General features: G+C 69.6%; 9 protein-coding genes. 6 read left to right on the top strand and 3 right to left on the bottom strand.

Going from position 1 to position 15,413, the window contains the following annotated elements:
- The first annotated feature begins 33 nt into the window (after positions 1 to 33).
- The 3 genes from sppA to AC3A35_RS12255 all read left to right on the top strand — a co-directional run bounded on the left by sppA (position 34) and on the right by AC3A35_RS12255 (position 6,327).
- Positions 34 to 1,854: a signal peptide peptidase SppA gene (sppA, locus tag AC3A35_RS12265; protein WP_487436384.1), complete on the top strand. Its 1,821-nt coding sequence runs from the start codon at positions 34 to 36 to the stop codon at positions 1,852 to 1,854.
- Positions 1,855 to 2,023: 169 nt separating this feature from the next.
- Positions 2,024 to 3,202, top strand: a complete 1,179-nt coding sequence (locus AC3A35_RS12260) for an efflux RND transporter periplasmic adaptor subunit (protein WP_487436383.1) — start codon at positions 2,024 to 2,026, stop codon at positions 3,200 to 3,202.
- On the top strand, positions 3,199 to 6,327 hold the full coding sequence (locus AC3A35_RS12255) for an efflux RND transporter permease subunit (protein ID WP_487436382.1): 3,129 nt from the start codon (positions 3,199 to 3,201) through the stop codon (positions 6,325 to 6,327). The genes AC3A35_RS12260 and AC3A35_RS12255 overlap by 4 nt, the downstream gene beginning before the upstream one ends.
- A gap of 112 nt (positions 6,328 to 6,439) precedes the next feature.
- Here AC3A35_RS12255 and AC3A35_RS12250 read toward each other — a convergent pair whose 3' ends face one another.
- From AC3A35_RS12250 to AC3A35_RS12240, 3 genes are all read right to left on the bottom strand, one after another.
- Complete coding sequence (locus tag AC3A35_RS12250) at positions 6,440 to 6,856, bottom strand: secondary thiamine-phosphate synthase enzyme YjbQ (protein ID WP_487436381.1); 417 nt, start codon at positions 6,854 to 6,856, stop codon at positions 6,440 to 6,442.
- Complete coding sequence (ovoA, locus tag AC3A35_RS12245) at positions 6,853 to 8,973, bottom strand: 5-histidylcysteine sulfoxide synthase (RefSeq protein ID WP_487436380.1); 2,121 nt, start codon at positions 8,971 to 8,973, stop codon at positions 6,853 to 6,855. Before ovoA ends, AC3A35_RS12250 begins: the two co-directional genes overlap by 4 nt.
- Before the next feature lie 85 nt (positions 8,974 to 9,058).
- Complete coding sequence (locus tag AC3A35_RS12240; protein WP_487436379.1) at positions 9,059 to 9,790, bottom strand: SDR family oxidoreductase; 732 nt, start codon at positions 9,788 to 9,790, stop codon at positions 9,059 to 9,061.
- Between the two features lie 216 nt (positions 9,791 to 10,006).
- Here AC3A35_RS12240 and AC3A35_RS12235 point away from each other — a divergent pair, with 216 nt between their 5' ends.
- The 3 genes from AC3A35_RS12235 to AC3A35_RS12225 all read left to right on the top strand — a co-directional run bounded on the left by AC3A35_RS12235 (position 10,007) and on the right by AC3A35_RS12225 (position 15,286).
- Positions 10,007 to 10,903: an alpha/beta hydrolase gene (locus AC3A35_RS12235; RefSeq protein WP_487436378.1), complete on the top strand. Its 897-nt coding sequence runs from the start codon at positions 10,007 to 10,009 to the stop codon at positions 10,901 to 10,903.
- A gap of 169 nt (positions 10,904 to 11,072) precedes the next feature.
- Positions 11,073 to 12,218 (top strand): exonuclease SbcCD subunit D, encoded by a 1,146-nt coding sequence (locus AC3A35_RS12230; RefSeq protein WP_487436377.1) that lies wholly within the window; start codon positions 11,073 to 11,075, stop codon positions 12,216 to 12,218.
- The gene (locus AC3A35_RS12225; protein ID WP_487436376.1) at positions 12,215 to 15,286 is read left to right on the top strand and encodes an AAA family ATPase; all 3,072 of its coding nucleotides are present in this window, start codon (positions 12,215 to 12,217) and stop codon (positions 15,284 to 15,286) included. Before AC3A35_RS12230 ends, AC3A35_RS12225 begins: the two co-directional genes overlap by 4 nt.
- Positions 15,287 to 15,413 lie beyond the last annotated feature (127 nt).

Here is a 15,413-nt window from a genome sequence, read left to right as displayed (position 1 = left end):
CACAGATAGCGAGGCGACGCCGTGCTCGGTAGCATGTTCAGGTTTATCGGTAGGGTGTTGCGAGCGCTGTGGCGCTGGCTCGACCTGGTCCGCCGCACGGTGGTCAATCTCCTCCTGCTGGTGCTGATCGGGCTCGTGCTGGCGCTGTTCTTCCAGCCCGATCCGAAGGTGCCCGATGGCGCGGTGCTGGTGCTGCGCCCTTCCGGTTCGCTGGTCGAGCAGCGCATGCTGAGCCAGCCCCTGGCCCTGCTGCGCAGCGGCGGCGATCAGGGCCGGCAGACCGTGTTGCACGATCTGATCGAAGTCGTGCGCGCCGCGCGCGACGATGATCGGATTGCGGCGCTGGTGATCGAAACCGACGAGCTCGACAGCACCAGCCTGTCCAAGCTGGCCGAACTGCGTGCAACGATCGCCGACTTCAAGGCGACCGGCAAACCGGTGCTGGCCCGCGGCGAACACTTCAGCCAGGGTCAGTACTACCTTGCCTCGATCGCCGACGAGGTCCAGCTCGCGCCCGACGGTTTCGTGCTGCTACGGGGTTTGGCACGCTATTCGAGCTATTTCCGTGGCGCGCTCGACGCGCTCGGGATCAAGGTGCATGTGTTCCGGGTGGGTGAATACAAATCCTTCTCCGAGCCCTTCACCCGCAGCGACATGTCCGACGAGGACCGCGAAGCCACCCGGGATCTGCTCGACGGCTTGTGGAGCCACTTCCGCACCGATGTCGCTGCCGCCCGCAAGCTGACTCCGCAGGCGCTCGACGGCTACATCACCGGCTATCGCGATGTGCTTGCGGCCACCGGCGGCAATGCCGCGCAGGCGGCGCGCGATGCCGGTCTGGTCGATGCCTTCGCCACCCCGGATCAATGGCGCGCTCAGCTGATCGAGCGTTTTGGTGCCGATCAGTCGGGCAAGGATTTTCGCCAGATCGATGCTGGCAGCTATCTCGCCGTTGCGCGTGCTGCGCGCGCGACCGTGCCGGAGCAGATTGCGGTGCTGGTGGCGCAGGGCGCGATCGCCGATGGCGACCAACCACCCGGCGTGGTCGGTGGCGACACCTTCGCGCGCATGATCCGCGAGGCCCGCGAGGACGATGCGGTCAAGGCGCTGGTGGTGCGGATCGACAGCCCGGGCGGGAGCGCGTGGGCGTCCGAACTCATCCGCCGCGAACTCGAGCTCACCCGCAAGGCCGGCAAGCCGGTGATCGCGTCGATGAGCTCGGTGGCCGCCTCCGGTGGCTACTGGATCGCCGCCGGTGCCGACGAAATCTGGGCCGCGCCGACCACGGTGACCGGTTCGATCGGCATTTTTGCCATTTTCCCGGAGATCTCCGAGCCGCTGAAGCGGCTCGGCATCACCTTCGACGGCGTCGCCACCGCGCCGCTGGCCGGCGTCCTCGATCCGCGTCGGCCACTGGACCCGGTTGCGGCCGAGGCGATGCAACTCGGGATCGAGCATGGTTATAGGCGCTTCCTCGAGACGGTGGCCGGTGCGCGCAGCATGACGGTGGAGGAAGTCGACGGGGTGGCGCGTGGCAGGGTGTGGACCGGCGAGGCCGCGGTCGGGCTCGGCCTGGTCGACCAGGTCGGCGGCCTGGAAGCCGCGGTGGCGGCCGCCGCACAGCGCGCCGCACTCGAGCGCTACACCCTGGTATGGCCGGCAGTGGGGCTTTCCCCCGGGCAGTTGTTGATGCAGCAGCTGTTGACCGTCAGCGGGCTGGGCGACGTCGTCCAGGGCCGTCCTGACGCGCCGATGACGCAGTTGTTGCGGCAGCTGCAGGCGGAGGCCAACGCGCTGTTGCGCTGGAACGATCCGCAGCACCTCTATGTTCATTGTCTGTGCGAAGCGCCGTGAGCGGAATTCGGCATCAAAGACGGCACGAACCCGCGCTTGGGCGTAAAATAAGCGTTTTCTAATAATCGAACTGGTCGGTCCTGCCGGTCCGTTTGCCGGGCGACGTGTGACACGGCGTCGTGCGGCCGGGTCATGGGCAGCGTTCCGGTCGGAACCGGGATCTGCCTCAATGCGTCGTCGTCTGTTTCCCGCCATTGTCATCGCGCTCGCGGTCGCGGGCTTCCTCGTCCTCAAGGCCACCCGCCCGGCACCCCCGGCGGTCGAGGTTCGCGAACGCGTGTGGCGGATCGAGGCAATGGCGGTCGAGGCGGTGGCGGCGCGGCCGACCCTGGTGCTTTACGGCCGCATCGAGGCGCCGGACAAGGTGCGTGCCGCGGCGTCGGTGGCCGGGCGCCTGCTCGAAGTGAAGGTGCGCGACGGTGACCGGGTCGCCGCCGGCGCAGTGCTCGCGCAACTCGATCCGCGCGACCTCCAGCCCCGGGTGGCGCAGGCGCGGGCCGATGTCGAGCGCGAGCGCATCCGGCATGCTGCGGATCGCGAGGCCATCGAACAGGAAAAGGCCTTGCTGGCACTGGCCGAGGCCAAGCAGGCACGGTTCGAGAAACTGAAGAACGCCCGCCTCGGGGCGGTGAGCGCTTTCGACCAGACCCGCGAAGAAGTTGCTCGCGTGCGCCTGTCGCTGGCGCAACGTCAGCAGGCGATCGCAGAACATCCGGCGCGCCTCGCCCAGTTTCGGGCCAGACTCGCCGAGGCCGAACGTGACGCCGGTCGCGGCGAGATCGTGGCGCCGTTCGCCGCGCGCATCGGCAAGGTCGAGGTGGCCGCGGGCGATCAGGTCCAGCCCGGACAGGCCTTGCTCACGCTGTACGCATCGGATCAACTGTTCCTGCGCGCACGGCTGCCGGCCATGTATGCCGAGGAGCTGCGCCTGGCGCTGGTCCGGGGCGAGCACCCCGAGGCCAGTGCCGACTTCGGCGCCACCACGATCCGCGCGCGGCTGGAGCGGATCGGCGGCGAGGCCGACGCACGCGGGGTGGACGTGTTGTTGCGGATCGACAACGGGGCCAACCTGCCGGTGGGCGCCTTCGTCAATGCCGTGCTCGAGCGTCCGCTCGCGCCCGATGTTCTGGTGCTGCCGTACTCGGCCCTGCACGGCGGCGACCGCATCTACGTCGTGCGCGAAGACCGACTGGTGAGCGTGCGGGTGACCCGCGTCGGCGAGCGCCGCGATGCGGACGAAGTCCGGCTGCTGGTGCGCGCGCCCGGCGTGGCCCCGGGTGAGCAGGTCATGCGCACCCATTTGCCCAATGCGATCGACGGCCTTGCGGTCGAGGTGCTCGCGCCATGAAGCACCAGGGTACGCTGTCGATGCTGGTGCGCCACCATGTGGCCGCCAATGTCCTGATGTTGCTCGCCTTCGTGATCGGGGCGATCGGCCTGACCCGGATGAACGTGCAATTCTTCCCCTCGTTCGAGCTCGACGTGATCTCGGTGCGGGTGGTGTGGAGCGGTGCCGCGGCCGAGGATGTCGAGGTCGGTATCACCTTGCCGCTGGAGGAGCGGCTGAAAACCGTCGACGGACTCAAGAAGATGAGCTCGACCTCGGCCCAAGGGATAGCCAGCCTCACCCTCGAACTGCATGAAGGCACCGAGCCACTGCAGGCGCTCGACCAGGTGCGCCAGCGCGTGGACGAGTTCCGCAACCTGCCGCGCGACGCCGAAACGCCGGAGATCAGCCGGGTGGCGCGCTACGAGCCGATCGCCCGCCTGCTGGTGCGCGGCAGCAACGTGGACGAACTGCGCCCCTGGGTGCGTCGTTTCGAGAGCGAGCTGCTCGCCAGCGGTATTGACCGGGTGACGATCACCGGCCTGCCCGAGGAGCGGATCGCGATCGAGGTGTCCTCGGCTGCGCTCGAGACCCTGGGCATGTCGCTGGTCGAGGTCGGTGAGCGGGTCGGTCAGCTTGCCCGCGACGTGCCCGCCGGGATGGCGGGTGAGCAGGACGGCGCGCGTGAGATCCGTGGCCTCGAGCAACGCCGCGACGCGCGCGCCTTCGACGATCTGGCGGTGGTCAGTGACGCCGGCGGCCGGGTCGCGCTCGGCGAGATCGCCACCATCGGCCGCGAGCCGCGTCCCGGCGACCTGGCCTTGAGCGCGGCGGGCGACACCGTGATCGAGCTGCAGTTGCAACGCGCCGAGAGCGGCCACTCGCTGAAGGCGGCACGCGCCTTCGACACCTGGCTGGAGAAAACCCGCCCCACCCTGCCCGCCTCGATCCGGCTCGAAGTGTTCGACGCGCAGTGGGAGCTGATCAGCGAACGCATCCAGCTGCTGATCAACAACGGCCTTTCCGGGCTGCTGCTGGTGGTGCTGGTGCTGTACGCCTTCCTGCCGGCACGGGTGGCGTTCTGGGTGATGGTGGGCATCCCCACCGCCTTTCTCGCCACCCTCGGGCTGATGCTGTTCTTCGGCGGCACGATCAACATGATGAGTCTGTTCGCGCTCATCATGGCGCTGGGCATCATCGTCGACGATGCGATCGTGGTCAGCGAGGACGCCGACACCCATCGCAACATGGGCGAGGGCCCCGAGCAGGCTGCGCTCGGCGGCGCGCGGCGCATGCTGTGGCCGGTGCTGGCGGCGTCGCTGACCACGGTGGCGGCCTTCATTCCGCTGATGATGGTGGGCGGCGTCATCGGCAACATCCTCGGCGACATTCCCTTCGTCATGGTCATGGTGATCATGGCCTCGCTGCTCGAGAGTTTTCTGATCCTGCCCGCCCACCTCAAGCATGCGCTGCAGGGCGAGGCGGAGCGCAAGACATCGCGCCTGCGCCAACGCCTGGACGAGGGTTTCGTGCGTTTTCGCGACGGCCGTTTCCGCCGTGTGGTGACGCTGGCGCTGGACTGGCGCGGCACCACCGTGGCGCTCACCCTGGCCACGATGATCCTGGCGGTTGGCCTGCTTGCCGGCGGGCGGATCAACTTCGTCTTCTTTCCCACCCCGGAAGGCCAGGTGGTGTATGCCAACGCCACTTTCGTCGCCGGCACCCCGCGGGCGCAGACCGCGGCCTTCCTCGGCGAACTGGAGCGGGCCCTGCTCGACACCGACCGCGAACTCGGCGGCGGCCTGGTAGAGACCGCGGTCGCGCGCCTGGGGGGCACCATCGGCGTTGGCTCGGGGGCGGGCGCGCGCGGTGACCAACTGGCCGCGATCATGGTCCAGCTTGCGCCGCCGGATCAACGCACGGTGCGCAACGAGCAGTTCCTCGCCACCTGGCGCAGCAAGGTCGGCGCAGTGGCCGGGCTCGAGCTGCTGACCTTCAACTCGCGCCAGTCCGGCCCGCCCGGGCGCGACCTCAATGTGCGCCTCACCGGCGACAGCGCGGAAGCGCTCAAGGGCGCCGCGCTCGAACTGGCCGAGACCATGAAGAGCATCGACGGCGTCGGCGAAACCGAGGACGACATGCCTTTCGGCCGCGAGCAACTGGTGTATCGGCTGACCCCGGCCGGGGAGGCTCTCGGCCTGACCACGGAGAGCCTCGGTCGGCAACTGCGTGCGGCGTTCGACGGTCATCTCGCGCAGTTGGTCCAGGTCGGCCGCGACGAGCTCGAAGTGCGGGTCCTGCTACCGCGCACCGAGCGCGAGCGCCTCGACGTATTCGAGCGCCTTACTGTCAGCTTGCCCGACCGTAGCTTCGCCCCGCTGGCCACGGTGGCCAGCTGGGAGTCGCGCCGCGGCTTCGAGGCGCTGCGCCATGCCGACGGCCGGCTTGCCGTCGAGGTGTCGGGCGAGGTCGATACCGCGCGCACCAATGCCAACGTGATCCAGGCCGAGCTGCAGCGCGAAGCCCTGCCGCGCCTGGCGGAGAAGTACGGGCTCGAATACAGCTTCCAGGGCCGTGCCGCCGACCAGCGCGAAACCATGGCCGACATGGCCAACGGCCTCGCGCTCGGGCTCGGCCTGATCTACCTCGTGCTGGTGTGGTCGTTCGCGTCATGGACGTGGCCGCTGGTGGTCATGGCGGCCATTCCGCTGGGCCTGGCGGGGGCGATCTTCGGCCACTGGGTGCTGGACATGAACCTCACCATCCTGTCGCTGTTCGGCCTTTTCGGCCTGTCGGGCATCGTGGTGAACAACTCCATCATCCTGGTCACCCTGTTCAAGGATCTGCACCGCAAGGGCGCCGACCTGCACGACGCCCTCGTCGGCGCCGCCTGCGGCCGTCTGCGCGCGGTACTGCTGACCTCGCTGACCACCGTCGGCGGCCTCACCCCCTTGCTGTTCGAGCGCTCGCTGCAGGCCCAGTTTCTGATCCCGATGGCGGCGTCGATCGCCTTCGGCCTCGCGGTGTCGGCGGTGCTGGTGCTGTTCTTCGTGCCGGCGCTGCTTTCGCTGCTGGAGAGTTTCAAGGAGTGGGTGGCGAGGAGCCTGGGCGGTCTGTCCGCCAGCAAGGCTAGCGCCAAGGGCTGACAAGCTGACCCGTAGCGTACGTCCGGTGCGGCCTCGCAGGGCTGGCTTCCGCCCGCCGCCTCAAGCGATGCCGCGACGTGCGTCAGGAGCGGACAGCGCGGGCGATCCGGCCTCAGTCCCCAAGCACCGTCACCACGATCTCGCGGCTGTGGCTCCGACTGCGGTGTTCCCACAGGTAGATGCCCTGCCAGGTCCCGAGCAGCAGGCGGCCGTTGCCGATCGGTACGGTCAGCGCGACTTCGGTGAGCACGCTGCGCGCGTGCGCGGCCATGTCGTCGTCGCCCTCGAGGTCGTGGTGGTAGGCCGGGTCGCCGTCGGGGGCCCAGCGCCGGGCCAGGGTTTCGAGGTCGCGATGGACGTCGGGGTCGAAATTCTCGGTGATCAGCAGCGCGCAGCTGGTGTGGCGCACGAAGACGTGGGCGATGCCGGTGGCAACGCCACTGGCGGCCACCGCGGCCGCGACCTCGGCGGTGAGGTCGGTCATGCCGCGGCCGTCGGTGGTGATCCGCAGTATCGTCTGGTGGCTCATCCGCGGCGCTTCCACACGGTGAGTTCCGACAGCGTGTGCTGGTGCTTGCGGCGGGTTTCGCGGATCACGAACGGTACTGCCTGCGGACCCTGCACCAGCTCGAACTGTGCGCCGAGCAGGTCCTTGAGTCCGTCGAGCGTGGTCCGCGACTCGCCATCCTGCTTGAATCCGCCGATCCATTCCTCGCGCTTGGTATGTTCCTCCAGCCAGGTGTAGGGCGAGGCCAGCACCAGCAGGCCGCCGGGGGTGAGGCGGTGGGCGACGTCGGCGAGGAAGCGGCGCGGACTGTACAGACGGTCGATCAGGTTGGCGGCGAGAATCAGGTCGAAGCCGGTGAAGACGGCCTTCAGATTGCACGCGTCTCCCTGCCAGAACTCGACCCGGTGCGCGGTCTCGGCCAGGCCCAGCGCGTCGAGGCGGCGTTCGTGGTAGCTCACCAACTCGCCCTCGTCGGGCAGGGTGTAGCGCAGGTTGCCGGTTTCGGCGAGTCGCGCCCCGGCCTGGATGAAGCGCGCCGAAAAGTCGATGCCGACCACGCGGGCGAAGGCGCGCGCCAGTTCGAAGCTGGCGCGGCCGGTGGCGCAGCCGAGATCGAGCGCGCGCCCGAAACGGCCGTTGCCCAGTCGCCGGTGGGCGTCGATCGCGAGTTCGGCCAGCGCGCGGGGGAAGTTGGGTACGCCGAAGACTTCGTCGCCGTAGTGGAACTCGGCGTACTGCGACAGCAGGGCATCGGTCTCGTAGGTGGAGGCCGGGTTCAGTACCGGGGTGTCGGTGACCACGTAGCGGAAGCCCGCGTGCTGGAAGAAGTGGCGGCGAAAGGCGTAGCGCGAGGCGTGGCGCGCTTCGTTGCCGGTCGAGATCCAGCTGCCGCCCTTGATGATGTTGTGGCGCTCGTCGAAGGTCGGGGTAGTGAAGTCGTCGTAGATCGGGTGCACCTCGAAGCCGTCGAAGGGGTAAGTCGGCGTTTCGCACCACTGCCACACGTTGCCGACCACGTCGTACAGCTCGCCGTGGGCGAAGGTGCTTACCGGGCAGCTCGAGGCGAAGTGGTCGAGATGCAGGTTGGCGGTGGCGGCTGCGTCGTGCCCCACATCGGCCAGACCGGCGTGATCGTACAGCCGGTTCCATTCGTCTTCGGAGGGCAGGCGCACCGGCAGGCCGGTTTCGCGTGCCTTCCAGCGACAGAAGGCGCGCGCCTCGAGGCAGTTGGTCTCGACCGGCCAGTCCCACGGCATCGGCACTTCCTCGGTCATCAGGCGCAGTTTCCAGCCGCCGCTCTCGGGCACCCAGAAGCTGGGGTGCTCGGCGCGGGCGTAGCGTTTCCAGCCCAGGCCTTCCTCGTCCCACAGGCGGTCATCGGCATAGCCACCAGCGTCGACGAAGGCGCGGAACTCGCCATTGCTGACCAAGAACTTGGCGGCGCGAAATGCCGGCACCTCGGCCTCGTGACGGCCGTACTCGTTGTCCCAGCCGTAGATCGGCTCGTCGAGCTTGCGGCCGAGGCGAACGCGGCCGGCGGGGATATCGACCAGCGTGTTGTCGGGGGCCGCGCCGGACTGGCGACAGGGGCGCCAGGCGGGGCTGGGCTGCACGTACTCGAGAGCGTGCTGGCGGATCAGGACCGACGAGGTCTCGAGGTGGATGCGTTCGTGCTCGATGCCCATCACCACCGCCCACAGCGGATCGTTCCAGCCGATCGGCAGGGTGAAGGGGGTATCGCGGATCACCTGCTCCACCACCGCGCGAACCCGGCGCCGGTAGTCGGCGACCTCGCCCACGGAGGGCCAGTCGTAGCGGGCGTCGTCGAGATCGTCCCAGCTCATTTCGTCCACGCCCACCGCGAACATCGATTCCAGGCGGGGGTCGATGCGCTGCCCGATCAGGCCGGCGAGGATGAACTTGTTGATGAAGAAGGTCGCGGTGTGGCCGAAGTAGAAGATCAGCGGATGACGCAGGCGGATCGGCTTGCGGGTGAAGGCCTCGTCACCGGCGAGGACTGCGAACAGCGACTCGTAGCGCTCGAAGGTGGTGCGGAAGTAGGCCAGCAGTTCACCGCGTTTGGCTTCGACATCGGTGCCGGTGAGCAGTGGCGTACGGGGGAAGAGCGGGGATTGCATTCGGGCATCCGGCATCTGAGTGTATTTTTCCGACTGTGATTGATTCGTGCTGGCGGATCAAGGCCGACGCGCGCTCGGGCGCCCGTCAGGCAAGCTCGCGCAGATCCGCCACCGGCAGCGTACCGAAGGCCGCGGACAGCACGTAGTCCACCAATCGGGCCGCGCAGCGTTCCGGGCGCTCGAGCTGTGCATTCTGTTTGAGCGCCTCGAAGCGTGCGCGCTGCGGAAACCGGGTCGCGGGCGTGGCGCGGATCTCGGCCTGCATGCCGGTATCGACGACGCCTGGTGCAAGGCTGCAGATGCGCAGTCCGGGCTGGGCTTCCAGTGCGACCGCACGGGCATGATGGTCGAGCGCGGCCTTGGCGGCGCAATACACGCTCCAGCCGGCATAGGCGTTGCGCGCCGCACCGCTGGAAATGTGCACGATGCGGCGCTCGCGATCGGCCGCGGCGCCGGCCGCGAAGGCATTGGCCAGCGCCAGCGGCGCGGCCACGTTCAGGGTCACCGCCTGGAGCACGGCCGCGGCCGGCAGGCTGCCGAGCGGGCCGACCGGCTGCAGCAGTCCGGCGTTGTTGATCAGCACGGCCGGACCGCCCGCGGCCAGAAAGCGGTCGAGTGCACCGTCCGCCAGCCAGGTGGCGAGCGCCTGCGGGTCCGCAAGGTCGAGTCCGGTCTCGTGCAACAGGGCCGGATAACGTGCACCAAGTGGCGCATTGCCGCTGCGCGCCAGGGCAAGGACGCGATGACCGCGACCGAGCAGGTTCTCGGCGAGCGCCGCGCCGAGGCCGCGGCTGTGTCCGGTGACGATGGCAAGCATGGTCGCTCCAGGCGGGGAATGCCCGATTGTCGGCAAGAAACGGCCTCCGGAGCAAGCCATTCGGGTTGCGCGCGGCAGCCGGGTCCGCGCCGGTGGCGCTGCGGATCATGATTCGAAGCGGTGCATGTCCCGTCGATACGGACTGCCCGGCACGAAGGCCCGCTTGTGGGTCGGTTGGTCGGGCGCGCACAATCGTCCTTTGCCCATCGGCCGTCCATGGTGCCGTTTCCACTGTCTTCCGTTCTGTTCCTGCTGGCTGGCGGTGGTGCGCTCCTTGCACTGCGGGTCGGTGTGCGGCATGCGATCCGGGCCGGACTGGCCGCACCGCGCATCGTCGACACGACCGCGCCGGACTCGGTCGATTTGCCTTTCGAAACCGTGTGCATTCCGACCGCCAACCACAAGATCCTGCACGGCTGGCTGATTCCACCCGCGTTCGGCGAACCCGGGCAGCCGGTGCCGGCCGTCGTCGTGGTGCACGGGTGGGGCGGCAACGCCCGGATGATGCTGCCGCTTGCCCGTCCGCTGCATGAGGCGGGCTTCGCCGCCCTGTTCATCGATGCGCGCTGCCACGGCCATTCCGACGACGACAGCTTCGCGTCCCTGCCCCGTTTCGCCGAGGATGCGGAGCACGCCTTCGACTGGCTCTCCGCGCGGCCCGGGATCGATGCCCGCCGGATCGCCCTGCTCGGGCACTCGGTCGGCGCCGGCGCGGTGTTGCTGTGTGCTGCCCGTCGCCCGGAGGTGGCCGCGGTCGTCAGCGTGGCGGCCTTCGCCCACCCGGCGGAGATGATGCGCCGCTGGCTCACCGACAAGCGCATTCCGCAGTGGATGGGCAGCTATATCCTGGACTACGTGCAGACCACCATCGGCCATCGCTTCGACGACATCGCCCCGCTCGCCAGCATGGCCCGGCTGCGCTGTCCCGCCTTGCTGATCCATGGTGAGCAGGACCGGATCGTGCCGGTGGCCGATGCATCGCGCCTGTACGCCGCGCGCACGCACGACCGGGTGCGCCTGCTGATCCGGCCGGGCGACCATGAGTCGTTCGACGACCTGACCGAGGAGATGCGCGCCGTCACCGGCTTCCTGCGCCAGCTGCCGAGCGGATAGGGCGGACCCGTGCGCGGGCGCCCGCACACGGAGGTGCGATCGATGTGCCGTGGCACGCATGAGGCGCGCATCCGGCGTGCGCGGCACCATCGTGACCGGCTGTCTTGCTTGATCGCCGCGGCAGGTGTGCGAAACTCCGGGTTCGGCTTTTCCTCCTCGCGGTCTCCCCATGCGCTTCCTCCACACTGCCGACTGGCACCTCGGCCGGGTCTATCACGGCGTTTCGCTGCTCGAAGACCAGGCCTACGTGCTGCGCGACTTCGTCCGCATCGCCGCCGAAAGACGTCCGGACGCGATCCTGATCGCCGGCGACATCTACGACCGGTCGGTGCCGCCGGCTGAGGCGGTGCGCCTGCTCGACGCGGTCCTGACCGAGCTGGTGTCCGGGCTGGCGATTCCGGTGGTGATGATCGCCGGCAACCACGACGGCCCGGACCGGCTGGCCTTCGGCTCCGGCATGCTCACCCGCGCCGGGCTCACGGTGTGCGGGCCGGTGACGGATAGGGTGGTGCCGCTGATGCTGCGCGACGCCCATGGCGAGGTGGCGGTGTATCCACTGCCTTACGCCGAACCGGCGCTGGTGCGTGCGGCGCTCGGCGACGACAGCCTGACCGACCACCACGCGGCGCTCGGTGCCCAGTTGCAGGCGATCCGCACCGCCCATCGCGCAGGCACGCGCGCGATCGTCGTCGCTCATGCCTTCGTGCTCGGCGGCAGCGAATCGGAGTCCGAGCGGCCACTGTCGGTGGGCGGTTCCGGTGCGGTGGGGGCGGCCCTGTTCGAGGGCTTCGACTATGTCGCGCTCGGCCACCTGCATCGCCCGCAACAGGCCGGCAGTGCGCGCATCCACTACGCCGGCTCGCTGCTGAAGTATTCCTTTGCCGAGGCCGACCACATCAAGTCGGTCAACCTGGTCGAACTCGATGCCGCGGGGACGTGCACGGTGGAGCGCATCGCCCTCGCGCCGCGCCGCGACCTGCGCATTGTCGAAGGTACTCTCGAGTCCATCGTCGCCGCCGCGGCGGCGGACCCTGGACGCGACGACTATGTGCTGGCCCGCCTCACCGACAGCGGCGCGCTGCTCGACGCGATGGGCAAACTGCGCACCGCCTACCCCAATGCGCTGGCGATCGAACGCCCCATGTTGCAGGGCGCCGGCGACGGGCGGGCCGCTGCCGATCATCGCCGGATCCGGGTCGAGGATCTGTTTGCCGGCTTCTATGCCGAGATGACCGGCCAGCCGCTGGAGGATGCCGCGGCCGCGGTGCTCGCCCGCATCGTGAACGCCGTCGACCACGAGGAGCGTCACGCATGAAGCCGCTTCGACTCGTCCTGCAGGCGTTCGGCCCCTTTGCCGGGCGCGAGGAGATCGATTTCACCCTGTTGCCGCCGGGCGCGCTGTTCCTGATCTCCGGCCCCACCGGCGCGGGCAAGACCGCACTCCTCGACGGCATCACCTGTGCGTTGTATGGCGACACCTCGGGCGGGGAGCGCAGCGCGCGCGAAATGCGCAGCCATCATGCCGACGCGACCCTGCAGACCGAGATCGAGTTCGACTTCGCGCTCGGTGCACAGCGCTACCGGGTGCATCGGATCCCCGAGCAGGAACGCGCGGCGCAGCGCGCCACCCGCAGCGGCGAGACCGTGGTCAAGGTCGCGGCCAAGGCGACGCTCTACCGGCGGGAGGGCGAGCCGGGGGCGGAAACCTGGGTCCCGCTGTCGACCAGAACGACCGAAGTCAGCCGCCAGGTGGCCGAACTGCTCGGTTTCGAGGCGGAGCAGTTTCGCCAGGTCGTGTTGCTGCCGCAGGGCCAGTTCCGCAAACTGCTGGCGGCCGGCTCCGGTGAACGCGAGAAGATCCTCGAAACCCTGTTCGGCACCGTCGCCTACAAGCGCGTGCAGGATGCGCTCAAGAGCGAGGCTGCCGCATTGAGCAAGCGTGCCGAGGACGCGCGCCTGCGCCGGCAGACCGTGCTCGAGCAGGCCGGGGCCGAGTCCGCCGCGGTGCTGGAGGCCCGCCACGCCGCGGTGGAAGTGGCTCTGGCCGGGCTGCTCGCCGCCGAAGCCCTTGCGCGTGCTGCCGACACCGCCGCCGGTGCGGCACTGCAGGCGGGTCAGGCGTCCGCGGTCCGTTTTGCCGAAAGTGACGCGGCAGGGCACGCACTGCAGGCGCTGGATGCACGCAAGACCGAGGCCGGGCTGCAGCGCGCCCGGCTGGCGCTGGCGCGCAAGGCGCTGCAGGTATTGCCGGCGGACCGTGCGCTGATCGAGGCACGCAAGCAGGCGGGCGCGGCCCGTGCGTCGGCCGTGGACGCCGCCGACCGGGTGCGGGTTGCCGCCGAGGCGCTTGCAGGCACCGCGGCGCTGCTCGAGCGCGAGAACGCACGCGGGCCGGCGCGCGAGGCTGCGCAGCGCGAGGTGCTTCGGCTCGAAGGCCTGGGCGGACAGGTGCAGGAACTGGCGCGTGCCGAGGGCGAGTTGCAAGGCCGGCAGTCGGCACAGCGCGCGATGGATGCCGCGCTCGCGGCCGCGGCGGCGCGCGTTGAAGCGCTGACCACCGGCCGCCAGGCGCTGAGCCAACAGATCGAAACCCTGCAGCCGCTTGCTGCCGCGGCCGATGCCTTGGGCCTGCGCCTGCAACAGGCCGAACAGCGCGAACAGGCGGTTGTGACGCTGGTGGCGCGCATTCGCAACCGCGACGCCCTGCGGGCGGACGAGGCCCGGCGGCAAGTACTGTTCGATGCGGCGCTCGCTGCCCGCGACGCGGCCAGGGCCCGTTTTGAAATGCTCGATGCCGCGTGGCGGCGGGCACAGGCGGCGATTCTCGCACAACATCTGCACGACGGTGGTCCGTGCCCGGTCTGCGGCAGCGCGGAACACCCCGAGCCCGCGCGCTTCGACGGCGAATTGCCGACCGAGGCCGCGCTGAGCGGTGCCGCGGACGCGGTGCGTGTCGCCGAGCAGGCCCAGGAAGCTGCCCGGACCGCCCTTGATGGTGCCGCCCGTCTGGCCGCTGCCAGCCAGGGCGAGGTTGAAACCCTGCAAGCGGCGCTCGATGCTGTCGCTGTATCAGCGGGTGGCACGCAGCCCGATACCGTGGCCACGCTGCGCAGCCAGTTGCAGGCCGCGACCGCCGCCCGGGCGGCGCTGGCCAAGACCCGCGCGCAGGTCATCGAACACGAGGCCGCGGTGGCGACCGCCGGCTCCGCGCTGGAGCAGGCTCGTGCCGCCGCGGCCGACGCCGCAAGTGCGGTGCAGGTCGCCCGTCATCGGGTCGACGAACGTCGCGCGGCAGTGCCCGAGGCGCTGCGTGCGCCCGCCGCACTCGAGGCGGCGCTGAAGGCGGCGCGCACGCAGCGCGAACAACTCGATCGTGCGCTGCGTCAGGCCCAGGAGGCACATGGCGCCGCAGCGCGTGAGGAGGCCGCGCTGCGGGCGCGGCAGGACGCCCTGGTCCAGGCCGCAGCGGCATCCGTGGGGCGCGCCGAGGAGGCGGGTGCCGCCTTCGCCGCTGCGCTGCGCAGCACCGGTTTCGACCACGACGCGGCATACCGCGACGCAGTGCTCGATCCCGATGCGACCGATGCGCTCGCCGCCACGCTCAGCGCTTTCGATGAGGCCCATGCCGCCGCGCGCGAACGCCAGCTGCGCGCGGCCGCGGCGGTCGAAGGCTTGGCGCGCCCCGATCTGGCTGTGCTCGAGGCCCGTGCTGCGGCCGATCGCAGCCGGCTCGACGAGGTGCTCGGGCAGCTCGGTCAGCGCAAGGTCGAGGGCGAGGCGCTCAAGCGCAGCATTGCACTGCTGGCCGAGATCGCGCGCGAGACCGGGGTGATCGAGGCCGAGTACCGGGTGGCCGGCCACCTCGCGGCGATTGCCAATGGCGACAACGGGCGCAACCTCACCTTCCAGCGCTACGTGCTCGCCGCCCTGCTCGACGATGTGTTGCGTGCAGCATCGCTGCGCCTGAAGGCGATGAGCCGTGGCCGCTACCTGCTGCAGCGGCGCGGCGAGGTGGCCGACGCGCGTCGTGCCGCGGGTCTCGATCTGGAAGTGATGGACGACTACACCGGTCGTGCCCGCCCGGTGAGCACGCTGTCCGGCGGCGAAGGCTTCATGGCGTCGCTGGCGCTGGCGCTCGGCCTGTCGGACGTGGTCCAGGCCTATGCCGGCGGGGTGCAGCTCGACACCCTGTTCATCGACGAAGGTTTCGGCAGTCTCGATCCGGAGTCGCTCGACATGGCGATGAAAGCCCTGATCGACCTGCAGCAGCGCGGCCGCATGGTGGGGGTGATTTCCCATGTCGAGGAGATGAAGCAGCAGATCGACGTCGCGATCGAGGTGATGCAGGGTGTGCGCGGGAGCCGGGTCCGGATCGCGAGCTGAGGGCTGTCCCTGCCGCAGGCCCCGGGCGCGGAGAGGCGCGGTGAGAGGGCAATACTCTGTTGCATCCCGGTGTTGAACCAGATGCTTGCGGGCCAACTCTCACACCGCTTATCAACAACCATAATGA

The organism is Azoarcus sp. Soil_N_20 (genome assembly GCF_057656155.1).
This window is presented reverse-complemented; position numbering and strand designations above follow the sequence as displayed.

What these genes read in the sequence shown, in the direction of transcription:
- sppA (WP_487436384.1), top strand. Translation starts at nt 34, where the DNA reads ATGTTCAGGTTTATCGGTAGGGTGTTGCGAGCGCTGTGGCGCTGGCTC.
- AC3A35_RS12260 (WP_487436383.1), top strand. Translation starts at nt 2,024, where the DNA reads ATGCGTCGTCGTCTGTTTCCCGCCATTGTCATCGCGCTCGCGGTCGCG.
- AC3A35_RS12255 (WP_487436382.1), top strand. Translation starts at nt 3,199, where the DNA reads ATGAAGCACCAGGGTACGCTGTCGATGCTGGTGCGCCACCATGTGGCC.
- AC3A35_RS12250 (WP_487436381.1), bottom strand. Translation starts at nt 6,856, where the DNA reads ATGAGCCACCAGACGATACTGCGGATCACCACCGACGGCCGCGGCATG.
- ovoA (WP_487436380.1), bottom strand. Translation starts at nt 8,973, where the DNA reads ATGCAATCCCCGCTCTTCCCCCGTACGCCACTGCTCACCGGCACCGAT.
- AC3A35_RS12240 (WP_487436379.1), bottom strand. Translation starts at nt 9,790, where the DNA reads ATGCTTGCCATCGTCACCGGACACAGCCGCGGCCTCGGCGCGGCGCTC.
- AC3A35_RS12235 (WP_487436378.1), top strand. Translation starts at nt 10,007, where the DNA reads ATGGTGCCGTTTCCACTGTCTTCCGTTCTGTTCCTGCTGGCTGGCGGT.
- AC3A35_RS12230 (WP_487436377.1), top strand. Translation starts at nt 11,073, where the DNA reads ATGCGCTTCCTCCACACTGCCGACTGGCACCTCGGCCGGGTCTATCAC.
- AC3A35_RS12225 (WP_487436376.1), top strand. Translation starts at nt 12,215, where the DNA reads ATGAAGCCGCTTCGACTCGTCCTGCAGGCGTTCGGCCCCTTTGCCGGG.